The 18,220-nt window shown below is 43.3% G+C and carries 22 protein-coding genes; 12 read left to right on the forward strand and 10 right to left on the reverse strand.

Translation table 11 applies throughout. The features are described 5' to 3' along the window. The 8 genes from F0228_RS05925 to ccoN form a co-directional block, all read right to left on the reverse strand. Complete coding sequence (locus F0228_RS05925; RefSeq protein ID WP_171761989.1) at window positions 1–675, reverse strand: sulfite exporter TauE/SafE family protein; 675 nt, start codon at window positions 673–675, stop codon at window positions 1–3. Next, the gene (gene ccoS, locus F0228_RS05930) at window positions 665–901 is read right to left on the reverse strand and encodes a cbb3-type cytochrome oxidase assembly protein CcoS (RefSeq protein ID WP_116870580.1); all 237 of its coding nucleotides are present in this window, start codon (window positions 899–901) and stop codon (window positions 665–667) included. Before ccoS ends, F0228_RS05925 begins: the two co-directional genes overlap by 11 nt. Continuing rightward, entirely contained in the window at window positions 901–3,273 is a 2,373-nt protein-coding gene (locus F0228_RS05935) for a heavy metal translocating P-type ATPase metal-binding domain-containing protein (RefSeq protein ID WP_171761990.1), read from the reverse strand. The genes ccoS and F0228_RS05935 overlap by 1 nt, the downstream gene beginning before the upstream one ends. A gap of 5 nt (window positions 3,274–3,278) precedes the next feature. Continuing rightward, the gene (locus F0228_RS05940; protein ID WP_008221951.1) at window positions 3,279–3,758 is read right to left on the reverse strand and encodes a FixH family protein; all 480 of its coding nucleotides are present in this window, start codon (window positions 3,756–3,758) and stop codon (window positions 3,279–3,281) included. An 85-nt stretch (window positions 3,759–3,843) separates the two neighbouring features. Further along, on the reverse strand, window positions 3,844–4,818 hold the full coding sequence (gene ccoP / locus F0228_RS05945; protein ID WP_061033419.1) for a cytochrome-c oxidase, cbb3-type subunit III: 975 nt from the start codon (window positions 4,816–4,818) through the stop codon (window positions 3,844–3,846). Further along, window positions 4,818–4,994: a CcoQ/FixQ family Cbb3-type cytochrome c oxidase assembly chaperone gene (locus F0228_RS05950; protein WP_004742291.1), complete on the reverse strand. Its 177-nt coding sequence runs from the start codon at window positions 4,992–4,994 to the stop codon at window positions 4,818–4,820. Before F0228_RS05950 ends, ccoP begins: the two co-directional genes overlap by 1 nt. Before the next feature lie 9 nt (window positions 4,995–5,003). Then, a complete protein-coding gene (ccoO, locus tag F0228_RS05955) occupies window positions 5,004–5,624 on the reverse strand; it encodes a cytochrome-c oxidase, cbb3-type subunit II (RefSeq protein ID WP_004742292.1) in 621 nt (206 codons plus the stop codon). An 11-nt stretch (window positions 5,625–5,635) separates the two neighbouring features. Next, a complete protein-coding gene (gene ccoN / locus F0228_RS05960; protein ID WP_009846707.1) occupies window positions 5,636–7,069 on the reverse strand; it encodes a cytochrome-c oxidase, cbb3-type subunit I in 1,434 nt (477 codons plus the stop codon). A gap of 252 nt (window positions 7,070–7,321) precedes the next feature. Between ccoN and F0228_RS05965 the strand changes: the two genes are divergently transcribed. From F0228_RS05965 to F0228_RS05975, 3 genes are all read left to right on the forward strand, one after another. Next, window positions 7,322–7,687 (forward strand): hypothetical protein, encoded by a 366-nt coding sequence (locus tag F0228_RS05965; RefSeq protein ID WP_171761991.1) that lies wholly within the window; start codon window positions 7,322–7,324, stop codon window positions 7,685–7,687. 111 nt (window positions 7,688–7,798) lie between these two features. After that, a complete protein-coding gene (locus F0228_RS05970; RefSeq protein ID WP_171761992.1) occupies window positions 7,799–8,983 on the forward strand; it encodes an FIST N-terminal domain-containing protein in 1,185 nt (394 codons plus the stop codon). Further along, window positions 8,983–10,707: an ATP-binding protein gene (locus tag F0228_RS05975; protein WP_061033421.1), complete on the forward strand. Its 1,725-nt coding sequence runs from the start codon at window positions 8,983–8,985 to the stop codon at window positions 10,705–10,707. Before F0228_RS05970 ends, F0228_RS05975 begins: the two co-directional genes overlap by 1 nt. 150 nt (window positions 10,708–10,857) lie before the next feature. Here the strand turns inward: F0228_RS05975 and F0228_RS05980 are convergent, their stop codons facing one another. Continuing rightward, entirely contained in the window at window positions 10,858–11,226 is a 369-nt protein-coding gene (locus F0228_RS05980) for a DUF3693 domain-containing protein (RefSeq protein WP_171761993.1), read from the reverse strand. A gap of 145 nt (window positions 11,227–11,371) precedes the next feature. On the opposite strand from F0228_RS05980, the gene F0228_RS05985 reads away from it, so the two are divergent. The 9 genes from F0228_RS05985 (at window position 11,372) to F0228_RS06025 (ending at window position 17,301) form a co-directional block, all read left to right on the forward strand. Beyond that, entirely contained in the window at window positions 11,372–11,575 is a 204-nt protein-coding gene (locus F0228_RS05985) for a hypothetical protein (protein ID WP_171761994.1), read from the forward strand. Window positions 11,576–11,577: 2 nt separating this feature from the next. After that, entirely contained in the window at window positions 11,578–11,778 is a 201-nt protein-coding gene (locus F0228_RS05990) for a hypothetical protein (RefSeq protein ID WP_108167716.1), read from the forward strand. Further along, complete coding sequence (locus F0228_RS05995) at window positions 11,768–12,880, forward strand: replication initiation factor domain-containing protein (RefSeq protein WP_171761995.1); 1,113 nt, start codon at window positions 11,768–11,770, stop codon at window positions 12,878–12,880. Before F0228_RS05990 ends, F0228_RS05995 begins: the two co-directional genes overlap by 11 nt. After that, window positions 12,868–13,215 carry a DUF1293 family protein gene (locus F0228_RS06000; protein ID WP_171761996.1) on the forward strand — a complete coding sequence of 116 codons (348 nt, stop codon included), beginning with the start codon at window positions 12,868–12,870 and terminating at the stop codon, window positions 13,213–13,215. Before F0228_RS05995 ends, F0228_RS06000 begins: the two co-directional genes overlap by 13 nt. A 2-nt stretch (window positions 13,216–13,217) precedes the next feature. Continuing rightward, window positions 13,218–13,442: a hypothetical protein gene (locus tag F0228_RS06005; RefSeq protein ID WP_171761997.1), complete on the forward strand. Its 225-nt coding sequence runs from the start codon at window positions 13,218–13,220 to the stop codon at window positions 13,440–13,442. A 41-nt stretch (window positions 13,443–13,483) separates the two neighbouring features. After that, window positions 13,484–13,684 carry a hypothetical protein gene (locus F0228_RS06010; protein ID WP_108167720.1) on the forward strand — a complete coding sequence of 67 codons (201 nt, stop codon included), beginning with the start codon at window positions 13,484–13,486 and terminating at the stop codon, window positions 13,682–13,684. Window positions 13,685–13,814: 130 nt separating this feature from the next. Beyond that, window positions 13,815–15,593 carry a hypothetical protein gene (locus F0228_RS06015; RefSeq protein ID WP_171761998.1) on the forward strand — a complete coding sequence of 593 codons (1,779 nt, stop codon included), beginning with the start codon at window positions 13,815–13,817 and terminating at the stop codon, window positions 15,591–15,593. A 2-nt stretch (window positions 15,594–15,595) separates the two neighbouring features. Further along, window positions 15,596–15,937, forward strand: coding sequence for a DUF2523 domain-containing protein (locus F0228_RS06020; RefSeq protein WP_116872039.1), 342 nt, complete (start codon window positions 15,596–15,598; stop codon window positions 15,935–15,937). Beyond that, the gene (locus F0228_RS06025; RefSeq protein ID WP_171761999.1) at window positions 15,937–17,301 is read left to right on the forward strand and encodes a zonular occludens toxin domain-containing protein; all 1,365 of its coding nucleotides are present in this window, start codon (window positions 15,937–15,939) and stop codon (window positions 17,299–17,301) included. The genes F0228_RS06020 and F0228_RS06025 overlap by 1 nt, the downstream gene beginning before the upstream one ends. A 337-nt stretch (window positions 17,302–17,638) precedes the next feature. Here the strand turns inward: F0228_RS06025 and F0228_RS06030 are convergent, their stop codons facing one another. Next, window positions 17,639–18,133, reverse strand: coding sequence for a hypothetical protein (locus F0228_RS06030; protein WP_171762000.1), 495 nt, complete (start codon window positions 18,131–18,133; stop codon window positions 17,639–17,641). Between the last annotated feature and the right edge of the window lie 87 nt (window positions 18,134–18,220).

Here is an 18,220-nt window from a genome sequence, read left to right on the forward strand (position 1 = left end):
CTATACGGTATAAATGATGAGCTGTAGTGCCATATATCCGGTGTAGAAACCGTAAATCAGGATTAAAATCGCACCGAGTTGACGAAATAAGTCAGCTTGTTGCAATTTCTTGAGGAAGCTAGCGCCCATACCAACCGTCAGCATCGCAGGAAGCGTGCCTAGACCGAATGCGAGCATGATTCCAGCTCCGTTGTACCAACTTCCTGAAACCGCAGCCCACGTCAACATAGAGTAAACCAGACCACACGGTAACCAGCCCCATATGAAGCCAAATGGCAGAGCATGGCTTGGGTGCTTGAGTGGAAGGAAGGATTTACCAATTGGAGAAATATAACGCCATAGCCTCTGACCTACTTTTTCAAAGAATAATAAGCCGAACCACCACTTACCGATATATAGACCCAGAATGATCATAAAGATGGCAGCGAACAAACGTAGCCAATTAAGTAGCGCGTTGAAATCGCTAAGCTGGCCAATTGAAGATATAGCACCGCCAATCACACCACCAATCACAGCATAGCTGAGGAGGCGACCAAGGTTGTAAAGAAGGGGAATAAGCGGGGAAGGTTTGGTATTGCCTATTGAAAGCAGCGACGCAATGCCACCACACATTCCCATGCAGTGGCCCGCGCCGATCAAACCGACAACAAAGGCTCCGATCCAATCAGGCGTCATCGGTCTTTTTATCTAAGTTAGTTTGGCTTTCTGTATTGGCTTTATCATTCTTAACAGGCTTGCTGTCAGAGTGATTGTGGGCCTTTTCGTCTTCATCAAACAAAATATTGTGACCTTGACGCTCCAGGTCTTCAAACTGTTCGCTCTTAACGGCCCATAGAAAGATACCAACAGCGATACACACGAGTACGATCGCAATGGGAATCAGAATGTATAAACTTTCCATTATTTACCTTGCTCTTTTAAAAGCCTTAACGAGTTAGACACAACAATAATAGAGCTTGCAGACATACCAACAACGGCAATGTACGGAGCAACCAAACCAGCGACAGCCAATGGAAGGATGAGTAGGTTGTAACCCAATGACCATGCTAGGTTTTCTCGGATTATCTTACGCGTTTTTAGCGCCAATGTACGCGACTTAAGTAATCTATCAAGCTTGTCGCCCAACAAAACCATATCAGCCGATGCTTTAGCTACATCTGTACCACCGCCCATCGCGACAGAAAGGTGAGCCCCTGCAAGAATAGGCGCATCGTTAATACCGTCGCCGACCATCATGGTAATGTCCTTTTCGTCACGAGAATTAAGGTAAGCAAGCTTATCCTCTGGTTTCGCGTTCGCGACAATATCGGTAATCCCAATTTCTTCAGCCACAGGCTTCGCGTTAATCAAGGAGTCGCCAGTCAACAGGGTAGTTTTAATACCCGCTTCTTTGAATTTTTGGATGAACTCGATGCTTTCTTTACGAATCGGGTCTTCATAAGTGAAGGTTGCGATATGACGTCCAGCCATCGACAAGTAGATACCGTTGCTTTGTGTTGGCTGAGCTTCACCAAGAATAAACTCGCTACTACCAATCGCAACTTCTTGACAGTTCCACTGACCAGTAATACCTGAACCAATAACGTTGTTTACCGAATCGACTTCAAAATCATCTGACACGTGAGTCTTGAATGCTTTCGCAATAGGGTGGTTAGCATGCTGTTCTAGGCTCGCAGCCACTTTTAAACACGTCTCTTTATCAAGCTCAGAGAAAGTTTCCACTCGGCTGATACGAATATCACCCTCGGTCAATGTACCCGTCTTATCGATGATCAAGTGATTCACTTTACATAAGGTTTCGAATACATGGCCTTTACGCAGCAAAATACCAAAGTTGCCCATACGGGATGTTGAACAAGTAATTGCAGTCGGTGTCGCCAATGAAAGAGCACAAGGACAAGTCGCTACCAATACCGACAACATGATCCAGAATGCATCTTCTGGACGAGTTTGGTGCCAGTAGAACCAAGTACCGAAAGAGATAATCAAAATAACCGCTACAAAGTAACGCGCCACAATATCTGCAATCTCCGCGATACGAGGCTTAGACAACTGTGCTTCATCTTGAAGACGAACGATATTAGAGATGACCGAGTCCGCTTTTGATGTCATCACTTCCAGTTCAAACGACTCGTCACCATTCAACGTGCCAGCGAAGACAGTATCGCCTTCGTTTTTCACGACATGGATAGATTCGCCAGTCAGCATGGATTCATCAATGTGAACTCGACCTGAAAGTACTTTACCGTCCGCAGGAATATGCTCACCCGGTAGTACGCGAATCTGATCGCCTACTTTAAGGGTTTTCACTGGAACTTGGTCGCCATCTAACGTTGTCGCCATTGCAGGAACGAGCTTAAGCAGATTACCACTCGCTGCCGCCGCTTTACGACGCGCTCTCATCTCTAAGAAACGACCAAGCAGCAGGAAGAAGGTAAACATCGAAATAGATTCGAAGAAAACTTCTCCTTTCTCTGTCACGGTTGCCACCAAGCTCGCAACGTAAGCAAACAGCAGAGCAATCGACACAGGCACATCCATACCCAGCGTTCGCCCCTTAATACTGCGCCATGCATTGATGTAGAACGGCAGAGCAGAATAAAGCAATACCGGCGTTGCAAAGATCAAGCTTACCCAGCGGAAGTAGTTTTTAAACTCAGGCTCAAGATTGCCAAATACTTCAAGGTATAGTGCGACCGCCAGCATCATCACCTGCATGGTTGCTAAACCAGCAACGCCAAGGCGATAGAGGTAGTTCTTCATTGAGCGGTGATAGGCTGCTTCTTGTTGGTCAGCCTCGAAAGGCGCAGCTTTGTAACCTAAGGTATGGATCGCCGATAACAACTCACTCAATTTAACTTGCGTGTTGTCCCAGCTGAGTAGGGCGCGGTTGGTGGTGGTGTTCACCCGGATGCTACCAACACCTTGTTTTGAAGAGACTTGTTTCTCGATTAGCCATGCACATGCTGCACATGAAACACCCTCTAGTGACAATGTCACTTCAGAAACATTCTCAGAGTTCCTTACAAACTCCAATTGAACGTCTTCATTATCATAATGACTGAGTGCCAGAAGTTGCTCTGGCACTAGATCCGCTTTCTCAGCGGGAGCGGTACGGTATTGGTAGTAAGAAACCAAACCGCTATCAACGATTGTCTGAGCTACAGTCTCGCAGCCCGGACAACACATCTTACGAGGCGATCCTAAGATCTCGACTTCAAAATCCGTTTCCGCTGGTACATCTTCACCGCAGTGATAACAGGATTCACACATAAGCTTTAGTTCGTTAGTTGAGTAGGAGTTTCAATCGGGAAGTTCATGCGACCTTGAACTAACCATTGTTCGTCATGCGGCGTCAACTCAATGAACCACGGACCTTCTAAGTGATGATCCAGAGTCATTGTGTAGTTGCCTCTCGCATCAGCGGTTAGTAGCTGAGTGAAATCGCGATCTGGTAGTGTTCTGTGAACAAACATTGCGCTGATAGCAGGGAAGTGATCAAGTTTGCCTTTATCTAACGTGATGATAACTGAGTTACCTTTCTCATTAAGCGAAGCTGATAAACCCAGCTCTTTGGCGATATTTACTTTTGAAATGTCGACATTAATGCCTTTTCCTTTTTTATAGTAATCCTCAGTCACTAGGTCTACAGAGTTCTGTGTAAACACAATAACCGTCATAATGGTCCAAATAACTACTGTCGCTGGCAACGCGATTAAGAACCACGGCCAAAACTGTTTATACCAAGGCTTTACCATAAAAAAGATCTCAAAAAAGAATAAAAAGAAGAGGTTATAAAATAAAGGAAAGACAGCCTCTTAGAAAGAGGCTGTTATTGAAATGTTACTTATTATCTGAGTTGCTTAAGCTCCACACGTAAGATGAAACCAGTTGTACTTTGTCTTCGCCTAGAATGTCTTTCCAAGCAGGCATTACGCCAGAACGTCCGTACATAACTGTTTCAGTTACGTCTGCACGAGAATCGCCAAACAACCAATCGCGGTCAGTTAAGTCAGGTGCGCCAACAGCAGGGTTACCCTTACCATCAGTACCGTGACACGCTGCACACACAACAAAGCGAGCTTTACCAGCTTCTGCTTCACGTGCGTTTACGCTACGACCAGAAAGGCTAAGAGTGTAGCTAACTACTTCTTTTACGCCTTCTTCGCCAAGCGCGTCTTTCCAACCTGGCATTTGGCCAACACGACCGTGCATGATTGTTGTAACGATAGCCTCAGGTTCACCGCCATATAGCCATGCGTCATCAGTTAGGTTAGGGAAACCTTTCTGACCACGTGCATCAGAGCCGTGACACTGAGAACAGTTTTGCAAGAATAAACGTTGACCCACTTTGATTGCGTCAGCGTCTGATGCAATGTCAGGGATTGAACGTAAACCGTTTTCGTCGTGAGCTAGCTTTCTGAATGCTTCACCGAAGTAGGTGTCTGCATCATCAAGCTCTTTCGCGTACGCATCTAACTGTTTGTTTGCTTGCGCAGCAGCAATTGCAGAGCGAGACTCTTCAACGCTACGTACCGTTTGGTCTGAACTTGTCCAACCTAAAAGGCCTTTAAAGTTACCTAGGCCAGGGTATAGAGCAAGGTAAACCGCTGCAAAAACAATCGTACTGATGAAAAGGTATGTCCACCATTTTGGTAGTGGGTTGTTAAGCTCACGAATACCATCGTATTCATGGCCCATATCTTGACCTTCTTCTACGCCTGTTTTGTCTTTAAAACACCAACGAAGTAAGACAGCACAACCAATTAGGGTACCAATCGTAATCGCACTAACCCAGATACTCCAGAATGTACTCATTACTTTGTCACTCCTTCATTTTTAGAACTTGTTGCTGGCTCGTCGTCAGCAAACACTAGGTTCGCATCTTCGTCGAAACGTGATTTACGGTTCTTGCCATATGCCCACCAAACGATGCCGATGAAGCAAGCAAAAACAGTCACAGTCCAAACACTTTGAAATGTAATAATGTCCATAATTATTCCTTATTTCATTGCGTGGCCAAGCGATTGAAGGTAAGCGATGATTGCATCCATCTCTGTTTTTCCTTCAACATCTTGTTTAGCGTTAGCAATTTGTTCGTCTGTGTAAGGAACACCAAATTGATTACGGAAGAGTTCAAGCTTCTGTTGAGTCAATTTGCCATCAAGTACATTCTCAGCAAGCCATGGGAAACCAGGCATGTTTGATTCAGGAACAAGTTCACGAGGGTCGATAAGGTGAACACGGTGCCACTCATCAGAGTAACGATCACCAACACGCGCTAGATCAGGACCAGTACGCTTAGAGCCCCATAGGAAAGGGTGTTCCCAAACGCTTTCGCCAGCTACAGAGTAGTGGCCGTAACGTTCAGTCTCAGAGCGGAAAGGACGAATCATTTGGCTGTGACATACGTTACAACCTTCACGAATGTAGATATCACGACCTTCCATTTCCAAAGCAGAGTAAACACGTAGGTTTTCTACAGGTTCAGTTGTCTGCTTTTGGAAGATAAGAGGGGTAATCTCTACTAAAGCACCAAAACTGATAGCAATAACGATCAAGATCGCTAGTAAGCCAACGTTCTTCTCTACCAACTCATGGCGATTATTTGAATTTGAGCTCATTCTAAATCTCCTTAAGCCGGTTGAGGGATAGCTTTAAGGCTATCTTTAGGTGCAGAAACAGTTTTGTACGTGTTGTATGCCATTAAGAACATACCAGATAGGAAGATGAAACCACCTAGGAAACGTACAAAGTAGAACGGGTAAGACGCTTCTACAGATTCAACGAAGCTGTAAGTTAATGTACCGTCAGAGTTAACTGCACGCCACATCAGACCTTGCATCACACCAGAGATCCACATTGCAACAATGTAGAAAACCGTACCAATCGTTGCTAACCAGAAGTGAACATTGATTAGAGATACAGAGTACATACGCTCTTGACCAAATAGTTTAGGAACTAAGTGGTAAACCGAACCGATAGAAACCATTGCAACCCAACCTAACGCACCAGAGTGAACATGACCGATAGTCCAGTCCGTGTAGTGAGATAGTGCGTTAACCGTTTTAATTGCCATCATTGGGCCTTCGAAAGTCGACATGCCGTAGAATGATAGAGAAACGATTAGGAAACGTAGGATAGGGTCGTAGCGAAGCTTATGCCACGCACCAGATAGAGTCATGATACCGTTGATCATGCCACCCCAAGAAGGAGCAAACAGAACCAAAGACATAACCATACCTAGAGACTGAGTCCAGTCTGGAAGTGCAGTGTAGTGTAGGTGGTGAGGACCAGCCCAGATATACAGAGACACAAGTGCCCAGAAGTGAACGATCGACAAACGGTAAGAATAAACAGGGCGACCAGCTTGTTTAGGAACGAAGTAGTACATCATACCTAGGAAACCAGCTGTCAATAGGAAGCCTACCGCATTGTGTCCGTACCACCATTGCACCATTGCATCAATTGCACCTGAGTAAATCGAGTACGACTTAAACGCAGATACAGGAACAGCTAGGCTGTTAACGATGTGCAACACGGCAACCGTGATGATGAAGGCTCCGAAGAACCAGTTTGCTACGTAAATGTGTGATGTCTTACGTTTAATCATGGTTCCGAAGAACACGACCGCATAAGCTACCCACACAAGAGTAATAGCAATATCGATTGGCCATTCTAGTTCTGCGTATTCTTTACCAGAGGTCAAACCTAACGGTAAAGTAATTGCAGCGGACAGGATAATCGCTTGCCAACCCCAAAAGGTAAAGGCTACGAGAGGGCCACCAAAGAGACGCGTCTGACAGGTACGTTGCACAACATAATATGATGTTGCAAACAGCGCACTTGTACCGAACGCAAAAATAACCGCATTAGTATGCAGGGGACGTAAACGACTGTACGTCAACCACGGCGTATCAAAGTTTAGCTGTGGCCAAACTAATTGAGCGGCAATCAAAACACCAACGCCCATACCGACAATACCCCACAAAATTGTAACCAGGGTAAATTGACGGACGACCGTATAGTTGTAGTTTTGTTCAAGCTGCTTTTCTTGGCTCATTTGCATGCTTCCAATTTCTTATTTACTACACTTTACTTCCAACACGACTCACGTCGTAATGCCACCCAAATTAGAAAAGGAAATTCAGCCTATTCAGGACCTTATTTCCACTTGCTGATTTTAAAAAAAAGTGGCATTTTCAACGCGACACTATACTTGAATTAACAAATCAATGACAGAGTAGTAACCTTACGCTTGGTCTGGAATTGGATTTTTATTTAAAAACTTTGAACTTTGTAACAAGGAGTAAAGATTATAATGGCGGCACAAAAGCTAACAAAAGGCAGGCTTGTTCAAATTATCGTCATGTTGGTTGTTTTAATAGCTGCATTTACTTGGAGAACAGTGACATACGATAATAACGAGACAATAACCTGTATCGTTTCAAAACCTTGTGAATTTGGTATTGATAATAATAATGTTTTGATTTCGGACGATAGTCAGGGGTATTCGATCGAAACATCTAAAACTGGCAAGTTTATCATTAGCTATGAAGGAAGCGGAGTTTTAGAATCGAAAGGGTCTTCATCTTGGCTTTTACAAACCGATGATAAGAGCGCCTCAATAACGGTTACATTTCCACAACAGGTCATGACGTATACAGTAAACCTATCCAAAGAATAAAATGGAAAACTGAGCAACACCTCGCTCTTTGATAGAAATGTTGACTAAACCAGTGAAACCTTGTGCATTAAAGTGTTATAAAGAAGACATTAATAAAGTTTCCAGAAATCTATGAAATTTCTATCAAAAGTCTCTTATTCCCTAGACGATAAAATCGCAGTAGATGAACTGCTTCAAGGGGTAGAAAACCCTGAGAATATCGCTTGCCTCATTTGTTACTGCACAGAAGAGTACTCCACGCTCGCTGTGCAGAGATATTTCGTAGATGCGCTTCCCAACACTCCCATACACGGCTGTACCACCTGCCATGGAATAATGACGGAAACAGGCTTTCATTCAGGTCCAGTCATCGGTGTACTCATCATCTATGATTCAGGTATTAATGCCTACGGAACGGGTATTAAACACTTCAGCCAATCCATCGAGCAAAGCACCTTCGACGCGATAGATACAGCGCTTAAAAACGCAAATAGAGAAGGTGAGATCCCAGATTTAATCTTGCTTCATTCTACTCCTGGTAACGAGGAGAAAGTAATGGCAGCTATCGATACTAAGTTCGGGACTGAGGTTCCTATCATTGGTGGCAGTGCTGCCGATAATCAGGTATCTGGTAACTGGAGTATCTTTACCGAAGAGTCGCTTTCTATTAACGGGATCTCTTTAACGGTCTTTTTCGCCTCTCAATCCATCTATTCATCATTCAGTGCAGGTCACACGCCCACGCGTTACTCAGGTACCGTGACTAAAGTACGAAACAGAATCTTACTGGAGATAGACCATAGGCCAGCTGCTACGGTTTACAACGAATGGACCAATTTCCACTTAGGGGGCAGCGACGACGGCTATATCTTTGAAAAATCGTCTGTTTATCCTTTGGGAAGAAAAGTCGGTTCGTCTTACAACTATCCGTATTTCAAGCTTTCACACTCTATCCGAGAAACAGAGTGCGACGGAATCGAGTTATTTACCGACATCAACGAAGGCGACACCATATACTTAATGCAAGGTTCCAAGCAGCAGTTAATTAGCCGCGCCGCCAACATCATTCATTCGTCTTACTACAATGACATGGATCTGGAAGAGAAATTAGGTGCTATTAACATCTTTTGTGCCGGTCCAATGTTAAACCTTAAACAAGACATGGATGAGGTTTGTGAACAAATAAATCAAGCACTTAATGGGCTTCCTTACATATGCCCATTCACTTTTGGTGAGCAAGGGAGACTTTCTGGTGGAGAGAACGCACACGGTAACTTAATGGTGTCATCAGCAACATTTTATAGGTTAAAAAAATAATGGGTTCTGAAGGTCAAGAAGCGCTGCAAGAAGCACGTATTGAACTACAAAAACTAAAAGCCCGTGAGAGGAAACTGGCTGAAGAGAATAGGGTGATCCTATCGACTATCTCTGCGATCAGTAAAGCAAGTAACATATCTGAGATATTTTCTAGCCTTGAGTTTGTCTTAAAAAAGTACATCAAATTTGACGACTTTATCGTAGTCTCAAGAGTAGGGAACGAAGGTAATTTCAAGACTCTACTGACAAATAATAAAGTCTTTGAACAGATGCACTGGACAGATTGTGGCAAGCTGTCTCGAGTCATTAATGGGGAATGCGCTATCCTTTTTGAGCCCAAGTCTCTGGGTGAATTCAACTCTTTGCATCCCATTATTCTTGACCAAATAAACTCGGTGTTGATTACTGGTATCGATAGCGGGCTAACGCAATCGGTCATTATTTTTATTCACTCGAATACCAAACATTTTAGTATCGAAACTAAAGCAACTCTAAACCGTTTTCGCCCGCTTATTGAGCGCGCTGTTTTCGACATAGAGAACAAAGAGAAACTCGAAGCCACAGTGAGAGAGCGAACCGCGGAGCTTGTAACAGCAAGGAAAGACGCTGAAAGAGCCAACAAAGCAAAGTCAGAATTCCTGGCAATGATGAGCCACGAGTTAAGAACGCCACTGAACGCCATCATTGGGCTAATCGACACGTTAAAATCGACTCAACTAACGCCAGAACAACAGTCTATACTGCTAAATATGAGTACATCGTCTGAGCTTTTGCTAGCGATCATCAGTGATGTATTGGACTTTTCCAAAATAGAATCCGGGTGCTTCTCATTAGCACCACAATGGAGCAATGTAAGAGACACTGTAACTTTTGTTTTATCTGAACAAAAGAAGGCGGCAGACGATAAAGGTCTAACGCTCACGATTTCTAGTGATATCCCTGAGGGTGAACTTCACTATATAGACCCGAGCCGTTTAGCACAGATCTTGTTTAACCTAATAGGCAATGCCATCAAATTTACGGAACATGGGCACGTTCATGTATCCATAAAATACCAACAGAGCTCATTCTACATAGCAGTCGAAGACACCGGCATTGGAATTAGTTCGCAACAGCTATCGTCATTGTTCAGCCCGTTTGTGCAAGCAGATAGTACAATCACACGAAGGTTTGGTGGCACAGGCTTAGGTTTGGCAATCACCAAAAGATTGGTCGAATTGATGCGTGGACGTATATCAGTGGAAAGTGAGCCTGGGAAAGGTTCTAAGTTCGAAGTCCAACTGCCAGTGCTCACCAGAGTGACTAGCAATTGCAATCAACTGGAAGATGATGTCTGTTCAAGAGAACTAAGAAGCCGATATTCAGTGCTAGTTGTTGAAGACAACCCAACAAACCAAATGGTGATTAAGCTTATTCTAACAAGACAGGGTCATGAAGTTTTTATCGCAAGTAATGGCGAAGAAGCGATAGGATTTGTCGAAGACAACAACGACTCGATAGACATTATCCTAATGGATGTATCGATGCCGGTAATGGACGGTTTAACCACAACCAAATACATGAGAGAAGCAAACATACAAACACCGATCGTGGCTCTAACAGCGCACACATCGGTTGAAGATAAATGTTCATGTTTAGATGTTGGTATGAATGATTTCGTTACCAAACCAGTAAGAACAAAAGAAATAACAGAAGCTATAGATAGATTAATGCTTGAGATCTAATAAACGTATTCTTAATCGAAGATTAGGAAATATGTTTATTAGGTATTTTATGGTAAATAGCCATTATGGTTAAATACACAGTATCAGTTGGATAGAAACGGAGGCAGGGCATCGTATATCGAACTCTGCCTTATGATTACCAAACCATATTTAACATAATATACATAATACGCAGTTGGCTAGTGCATCTTGAGTAGGCATCATCCATAACGCCAATCCACCACAAGCCATTGAAATACCTGACATATTAAGCCCGTTAAACTTTTTTGCGATGTTCTGCCAAGCCTGTTGAGCCTTGTGGTTTTTACTGCGGTCAGCCGCTAAATACACTAAGACTTCTTCTTCTGACAAACCAATTCTTTCTGCAATAAAAAGTGCTTCTGTTTCAGTTAGATAGCGAGCTCCGCTTCTAATTGCGCTTATCTTTTGACGACTTAACGCCAAGTCGTGTGCAATCTGCTTATCTTGTACGTAGTTTTGAGCCTCTTTATAGGCATCTAACAGTTTATTTTGGTACATGGTTGTCCCTCCATTTCCTTCAATTGTATACCGTCAGTCCACAAAAAGCGGTCTTGTCAGTCCTGATTTTTGTGTCTTATAGTACACACAAATCAGGACTGAGTTGTTTCACCTCAGTCAAATTCAAATTTTCAAGGTGATCACTATGGTAAATGTTCTATTAGTTTCTGGTTGTTTCCCTCGTTACTTTGCAGGCTTTGGAGTTACTGCAACTGGTAAACGCTTTGTGATCACCACAGCTCAGCACTTTCAAAGTAAATTCCTTTCTGTGTCAGATGCTCATGCGGTTGTTAACCAACTCCAAGCTTCTTGGCCTTTGGCTCAAACTTCTTACCCTGTGAGCCGTTAATCATGGATTCAATCTACTTCGACAATGAACCCAATCACGGTATCAACGCCTATTTCCCTTGGGGTCACAATTTCTTTAAGACTCCGCGTGATTTCTTCCAGTTCATGGAAGCTCACTATGGAATGGTGTCATTTCAGATTGTTGAAATCACTGATGAAAACTACCAAGAGCTTTTGGTTAAGGGCGTGTTCAGTGCCATCTAAAAAACCACATAAGTTCCATGATGAGATTCGTCCAGTTCAAGTGGATCACCTAGCCTTTTCATTTTCGTATGGCTCGCTGAGGCATTTGGATAACTCTAACGAACAAGACTTTATCAACTTGCAGTTTCCTGAGTTTAAGAAGCAAACCGTTAAAGGCCGTCTTAACTCACCAGAAGCGATAGAAAAATCAATCGAGTTACACCGTAACAAATGTCGTAAGGTTTTGGCTGATAGGTTTGATGAGTTCATGGCGAAAGTCTTTAACTTCCGTCTGTCGCCTATGCGCGGTCGTGGCTTGCATGGCTATGAAGATTCGATGGTGATTTACGATTCTACGGGAACTGTTGAATGTGGTTTGGTTGGTGTTGGCGGCAACAATGACACGGTCTATGTACAGATTAATGGTACTGGTTGCGCGAAGGTATTCGACTTCACCACACACAAAAAGCTGCACTGGTGGCTTTCTCTCTTGGGTATCACTCGCCTAGCCCGTTTGGATCTCTGCGTGGATGACTACACCGGAATCTTTGATTGTAAGTATGCTGAGAAATGTTTTTATGAGGGAGCATTTCGCACTGCTTCTCGTGGTCGTGGTCCGACAATGGTTCCTCATAAGCGCGTTTCACAGTCTGGTGAATTATCAGAGGAAGCGGTTCTTGTTGGCTCTCGTACGTCTGCAGTTTACTGGCGTATCTACAACAAGAAGTTTGAGCAAAACATCGCTGACCCTGAAGTGATTTGGTACCGCAATGAAGTGGAATTGAAGAAGTGCGATTTAGCTCTACTCGCCTCGCCTGCTTCGGCCTTTGCTGGTCTGTGTGACTTCGCCGCCAGTATCGACCCTGCTGAACCAATGAAGCTTGAACTGAATAAGAAGAAAGCCGGACTGGAGTTTATGGCTCGTATTGCTTGGGTTCGTCGTCAATGTGGTAAGGCTCTATCTGAGGTTGTTGCTATGACTGAGGGAGACTTGGGTGAAGCGTTTGGAATGCTTATTCCTACGCACCATCGCCGCGCTAATTTCAATACATCGTTGGGCATTCCTGACGAATACACTAAACAGAAAATCGAAATTTTGGAGTCAAGAATATGCCTACAATAACTGGTATCTCTATCAAGCGTTTCCCTAAATCTGGCATGGAGTTCGCCGAGCTGTCTGTACTTCGTGCCGTTGAAGAAGTCGATAACGAGAAGTTTCAACAAACGGGCATCGGCTTTTCAACTGACATCCCATACAACAAGCAAGCACTGAAAATTGATGTGGAATACGCACGTCAGCTAATCCAATCACGCGCTTTTGTGGCTAACCGTGACTACGAGCTCAACTTTGGTGCTAACCCAAATGACCCGCTCGATATCTTGGTCAACAAGCTTGTCCCTGTCGATGAGGAAATCAAAAAGCACTTCGATAACTTCATGAAAGCTAACAAGGCTTAACAATGAACTGCATTACGACCACTCAACAAGGTTACTTAAGAACGTCAACCGACTTTGACTGTCAGCTCGTAATGCTTAGCGACAGCGAATACAACAAATTAGTCTCTGGAGCACAGTCTCTAACTATTGATTCAGAGCTATACACAACTGTTTCAGGTTGGGTTTTATTATCTTTCGTTTCAGGCCATGTGCTTGGACGAATCTTAAAAACTCTTGGCAAAGGCTAAGGGTCAATGTTTAGTAACACACTCTTAAAAAAGGAAATAACATGAAAAAACGTCTATTGGTTCTAGGTTCTACAGCGCTTGTATCGGCTTCATCATTCGCTGATACTTCACCTATCACAACCGCGATTAATGACGCGGTAAGTACTGGTCAAGCAAACTACGGTTTAGTTGTTGTTGGCCTGATTGGTCTTGCTGCACTTGGCTTTGGTCTCCGCGCTATCGTCAACTCTATGGGGAACTAATGGGAGACATTGTCTCTCAAGTTGTAACCATCCTGTTTGGGGTGGTTATGGCGATGTCATTCGTATATGGCGTATATACGGGTATCAATGCCTCCTAGTTTGGAGGCGTTTTCTTATCTAGGGTTTTACAGTGAAACGATATCGACAATACCTCTCACTTTCTTTGGCTCTTATCGCTTTCAATTCTAATGCTTTGCAGTGTGGCGCGGGTGAAGTTGAGGTTGATGGCGTTTGCGTGAGTTCCTGCAAGATATTAAAAGGCACCGGAAAAAACTTAACTTGGGACTCTTACATTTGGGGGGATAATCCCCGCTCTTACTGTATTGGCGATCGCTCTACTGGTGCTGCCTGCAACATGGCTCCGAGTACAGTGTCAGTTTCTGTTGAAGCAGGACGTTGGACTAATAAGTTTTACTACACAGGCTCGACTTGTAGCTTTGACCAAATCAACCGTTATTCAGGTGACGTTCCTGAGCTCTTTCCATTTGAAGGTGATGTTAACCAAAATGGCGTTCAAGATGACTTAGAGGATTGGGATGGCGACGGCATTAAAAACGGTGAAGACCCTAACCCTTATAGCAATGACAACCAAGTTACGGATTCTGATGGTAACAATGTTCCTGATAATTTAGACGAGTTTTATGAACGTCTAGAAGAAGCACAAACCATTAATAATTGTTTTGTTGACGACGATAATAGAGATTGTCTCCATTACCGTTATGTTATGGATGATTTGAACGATAATAACTCTAAATTAATAGGAATTGTTTCTGATTTAAGCAGACGTAATTTAACCAAAGAAGATTTTAATCGAGCGGTTGCAGAGTTAATCAATACTCAAAAGACCAATGATTTATCTTTTGCTCACAAGATAGACTCTTTAACGGCCGCTCAAGGTGGATTAGAAAACACCGTTAGAGAGAGTGTTTTTGCTGCGAGACAAGATATCAAAAATCGTTTGGATGATCGTTATAGACAGACCTTTCATAGATTTGATGATCTAGATGAAGAAGTCGCGATTGTTAAACGCAACACTCAATCCATAATCCACTCCATTTCAGATTTCCCTGCTGGCGGTGGCGGCGCTCTCACTGATGCTCAAAGCAATTGGCTCTTAGATTCTGTTCGAAACAGTGTTAGCAATATGACTAAAAATGACCAACTCATTGCCGGACAAAAAACCGAGCGAGATTTGATGGTCACTTTGAATCGCGATTTAGCCAGTAAGATTCAAGCTTTGGAGGTTTCTGGCGGTGGCCTTACTGACCAACAAAAAAGTCAAATAAGGAACGCAGCAAAAGCAAACCTTAACAACAAGCTCTTAAAAGCCATGTCCTCTGATGTTGCCCGCCTTTCAAATATCGAAGAAAAGGTTTTAAGCAATAACTCTATGATTGATGGCCTTTACTATGAGTTCGAAGACGTTAATTCAAAAATAGACTCTTTGGGCACACCTGATTTATCCGGTATTGAAGCCAGTCTTTCTGACCTATCAACAAAACTAGACGGGCTTGAAACTGGTGACATGTCGGGTGTCGAAAACAAATTAACAGACCTCATCGATAGTGTAACCAACACCAATAACTTTAATGAACCCAATTACGGATTCAGCGGTGAAGACTTCATCATCACTCCAGCTCAAATAGCTGAAGCTCAAAATGAGGTCTTGGAGATCAAACAAGAGATGGCAGATGAATATGAAAAGTTCAAAGCGCTCTTCTCTATCGATACCAGTTCGTTTAACAACGGCACCTATAAAGAGCACTCATTAAACCTTAACGTAAACCACACTGAACGCTCTTTCAAATCAGGAGTCTTCGAAGCGTTACTCGATAACGCATCGCTGATTGCAGCTGTGATTATGTTTATGTTTGTGGTGTCTGGCATCAAAATGTTAGGGAAGGATTAGTTATGGATTACATCTACTCTTTTATCGATTGGATCAGCTTACAGATGTCGTTTATCACTGACTTCTTTAAAGCCATCCCGCAGATGACACTAGACCTATTTTCATACATTCAGATCTTCATGATTAAGATGAAATTGAAGGCGGAATTGGAGTTCATCAAGCTCTCTTATAACTCGGCACAAATTCTTCTACAGGAGATCGGCTTTAACGAGATTCTGTCTAACGTTTTTAACGCTTTACCTGATGAATTACGATTTTATGCGTTTAAGTTTGGCGTCCCTCAAGCCCTGTCGGTATGGGCCAACTTCTTCACTACGGCTTTAGTTATGAGGCTCTCTAGATAATGGCTATCACGATTAGAACCGGAGCAAATGGCTCTTACAAATCGGCTTACACGGCTTACTTCTCTATCTATCAAGCTCTAAAGGCAGGACGAACCGTTGTTACCAACATGGAAGGAATGCAGCCCTTAGCTGTCATCGAAGAGCGCTTTGATATTAAGTTTCCAAGCACAGCTAAACTCTTTCGTGTTAGCTCTAGAGATGAATCAGGGGTTCACCTCTGGACTCATTTCTTCTGTTGGTGCCCTATTGGCGCGCTGATTGTCATTGATGAGTGCCAGGATATCTTTTCTAAGAACGTGGGTTTTGATATACGCAAAGTGAAGTATAAACCGCTCTCTGATTTCATCACTCAATCACCACAAGACGGGCTACTCCCTAAAGATTACGAACGCTTTTTTAACTCTCGTTACACGCCTGCCAACATGGACGCATTGAAAGACTCAGAGATAGATGATCGCGGAATTGCCGAATACGATTCCGAAGGAAGAATCATCTATCCGCACAGCTTTAATGAAGGCTTCATGAGACACCGAAAGTACGATTGGGACATCGAGTTACTTTCCCCTGATTGGAAGCAAATCGATTCAGGAATCAAGGCATGTGCTAACCAGAACTTTTTTCATAAGGGCCGTGACCAGTTCTTTTGGACCAAGCGCAACCCTTATATTTGGAAGCACGACAAAGCAGTAACAACGCCAGCCATTCCTAAGAAAAAGGACGTTAACTTAACCAATCAGAAAATCCCCTTAGACTCTTTCCTGCTCTACAAATCAACGGGGACAGGCAGCGCCAAACAACAATTAGCTATGAATACGCTGTTTCGTAGCCCTAAAGCTATTTTGATTTTCCTACTATCCATATTCTGTTTCGGGTACATAATTTATGACTTATCCAATCGTTTTATTGAAACTACTGAGACGGTGGAGGAAGCGAGACAAACAACGTCTTCAACTGCCGTTCCTAAGCAAAATCAAACACAACCTAACAAAGATACTCAAGCTTCTGGGGATGTACGTTCTAGTGGGGATAGCAGTAAAGGTAACCACAAAGATGATGTTGCTCATGTTCCTATAGCCGAGGTGCTGCCGTTTGAGGGCATCAAGAAAGCTTTTGTTACTGGTGTGAATTTCGCAATCAAAAATGGCACGATTGAAAGACATGTTAGCATTGAGGTGGAAGCTCTTGATGGCTTCTACTCAGTAAACGAAAGCTTCCTCAAAGCTTACGACATTACGTTTGACCGTATTGATGATTGCTTGTTGAAGTTAAACAGAGGCGAGCTAACCAAGTTAATAACATGCAAGCCCTACTCAGCTGCGGTTGCTGTGCCAGAAGTAAGACAAGCGGAAGTCAGTTTGTTTTAAGCCCCGCAGGGATAAGAGAGTGCGAAGCGCGAACGAGGCACCGAGCCACACCGTAGAGGTTATTAGTCCGTATGTCTCAACTGGCGAGTGTTTCTAACTGCCAATGCTAATGAGCCGCACCCTCCCTCATCCTGCCAGAATGCTCTTTAAGGCCTTACCACATCGGTAAGGCCTTTTTGTGTTCACTGGCTTTCTTTAAGATCATTTGGGTGCTGAAAAGGATCTCTTTCTAATGCTGACGGACAACAAGTGAGGACGACGAAGACTGAGGAGGACGAGCGCGGCGGGAGGAAGCCAACCCCCGTGTTGTATCACGGGGGTAAATTCAACCAAGCTATCAGCTCTTAGCAAGACTTTTCTTATTCTTTAGCTGCTCTATTTCTTTCTCAAGCTCGGCTAACCTAGCTTTGTACCAATCTTTACTCTGCTTTGACTCAATATCGATATGAGATGCTTTTAAAGCTCGGTAAAAATATGCCAAAGAAACAAGGAATGCTAGATTTGATAAGCTACCAATAAAAGGTTCTGATATTAAGCCTAATATGACATATATAGCACCATGTATGCTTCGATTTATAGCTACTTGAATTGCTAGAACCTTGATACCAGTGCGTGCGCGCCTAGCCTCCTCTCCTTCTAATAGCTCTTGAATAACGTGAGATTGTTGTGAAAGAAGATACTCCATTCGCCATTCGTGATTAATACGTGTGCCAAATTCCAGCACAAGGTCGAAAAATCTTTTAGTCAGCTCGTAAGCAAGCCAAAATAAGAATGAGCCAAGGGCTCCTTGTATGATTACTGGTAAGTCTACGATTTTATTGATTAATTCCATGTTCACAACATATAAGTATCTAAGTCAAATTAGTTAGTTCTGGAAACCTAACCTTCAGTATGATCATATTTAAAAATCTGATGAATC

Source organism: Vibrio sp. 99K-1, assembly GCF_013114585.1.
GTDB classification, from domain to species: Bacteria; Pseudomonadota; Gammaproteobacteria; order Enterobacterales; family Vibrionaceae; genus Vibrio; species Vibrio chagasii_B.

Excerpts from the sequence above, each read along its gene's own strand:
- F0228_RS06010 (WP_108167720.1), top strand. The coding sequence starts at position 13,484 with ATGAAAAAACGTCTATTGGTTCTAGGTTCTACAGCGCTTGTATCGGCT.
- F0228_RS06005 (WP_171761997.1), top strand. The coding sequence starts at position 13,218 with ATGAACTGCATTACGACCACTCAACAAGGTTACTTAAGAACGTCAACC.
- F0228_RS06000 (WP_171761996.1), top strand. The coding sequence starts at position 12,868 with ATGCCTACAATAACTGGTATCTCTATCAAGCGTTTCCCTAAATCTGGC.
- F0228_RS05975 (WP_061033421.1), top strand. The coding sequence starts at position 8,983 with ATGGGTTCTGAAGGTCAAGAAGCGCTGCAAGAAGCACGTATTGAACTA.
- F0228_RS05925 (WP_171761989.1), bottom strand. The coding sequence starts at position 675 with ATGACGCCTGATTGGATCGGAGCCTTTGTTGTCGGTTTGATCGGCGCG.
- F0228_RS05970 (WP_171761992.1), top strand. The coding sequence starts at position 7,799 with ATGAAATTTCTATCAAAAGTCTCTTATTCCCTAGACGATAAAATCGCA.
- F0228_RS05950 (WP_004742291.1), bottom strand. The coding sequence starts at position 4,994 with ATGGACATTATTACATTTCAAAGTGTTTGGACTGTGACTGTTTTTGCT.
- F0228_RS05935 (WP_171761990.1), bottom strand. The coding sequence starts at position 3,273 with ATGTGTGAATCCTGTTATCACTGCGGTGAAGATGTACCAGCGGAAACG.
- F0228_RS05985 (WP_171761994.1), top strand. The coding sequence starts at position 11,372 with ATGGTAAATGTTCTATTAGTTTCTGGTTGTTTCCCTCGTTACTTTGCA.
- F0228_RS05940 (WP_008221951.1), bottom strand. The coding sequence starts at position 3,758 with ATGGTAAAGCCTTGGTATAAACAGTTTTGGCCGTGGTTCTTAATCGCG.
- ccoO (WP_004742292.1), bottom strand. The coding sequence starts at position 5,624 with ATGAGCTCAAATTCAAATAATCGCCATGAGTTGGTAGAGAAGAACGTT.
- F0228_RS06020 (WP_116872039.1), top strand. The coding sequence starts at position 15,596 with ATGGATTACATCTACTCTTTTATCGATTGGATCAGCTTACAGATGTCG.
- F0228_RS06025 (WP_171761999.1), top strand. The coding sequence starts at position 15,937 with ATGGCTATCACGATTAGAACCGGAGCAAATGGCTCTTACAAATCGGCT.
- ccoN (WP_009846707.1), bottom strand. The coding sequence starts at position 7,069 with ATGCAAATGAGCCAAGAAAAGCAGCTTGAACAAAACTACAACTATACG.
- F0228_RS05980 (WP_171761993.1), bottom strand. The coding sequence starts at position 11,226 with ATGTACCAAAATAAACTGTTAGATGCCTATAAAGAGGCTCAAAACTAC.
- F0228_RS05990 (WP_108167716.1), top strand. The coding sequence starts at position 11,578 with ATGGATTCAATCTACTTCGACAATGAACCCAATCACGGTATCAACGCC.
- F0228_RS05965 (WP_171761991.1), top strand. The coding sequence starts at position 7,322 with ATGGCGGCACAAAAGCTAACAAAAGGCAGGCTTGTTCAAATTATCGTC.
- ccoS (WP_116870580.1), bottom strand. The coding sequence starts at position 901 with ATGGAAAGTTTATACATTCTGATTCCCATTGCGATCGTACTCGTGTGT.
- ccoP (WP_061033419.1), bottom strand. The coding sequence starts at position 4,818 with ATGAGTACATTCTGGAGTATCTGGGTTAGTGCGATTACGATTGGTACC.
- F0228_RS06030 (WP_171762000.1), bottom strand. The coding sequence starts at position 18,133 with ATGGAATTAATCAATAAAATCGTAGACTTACCAGTAATCATACAAGGA.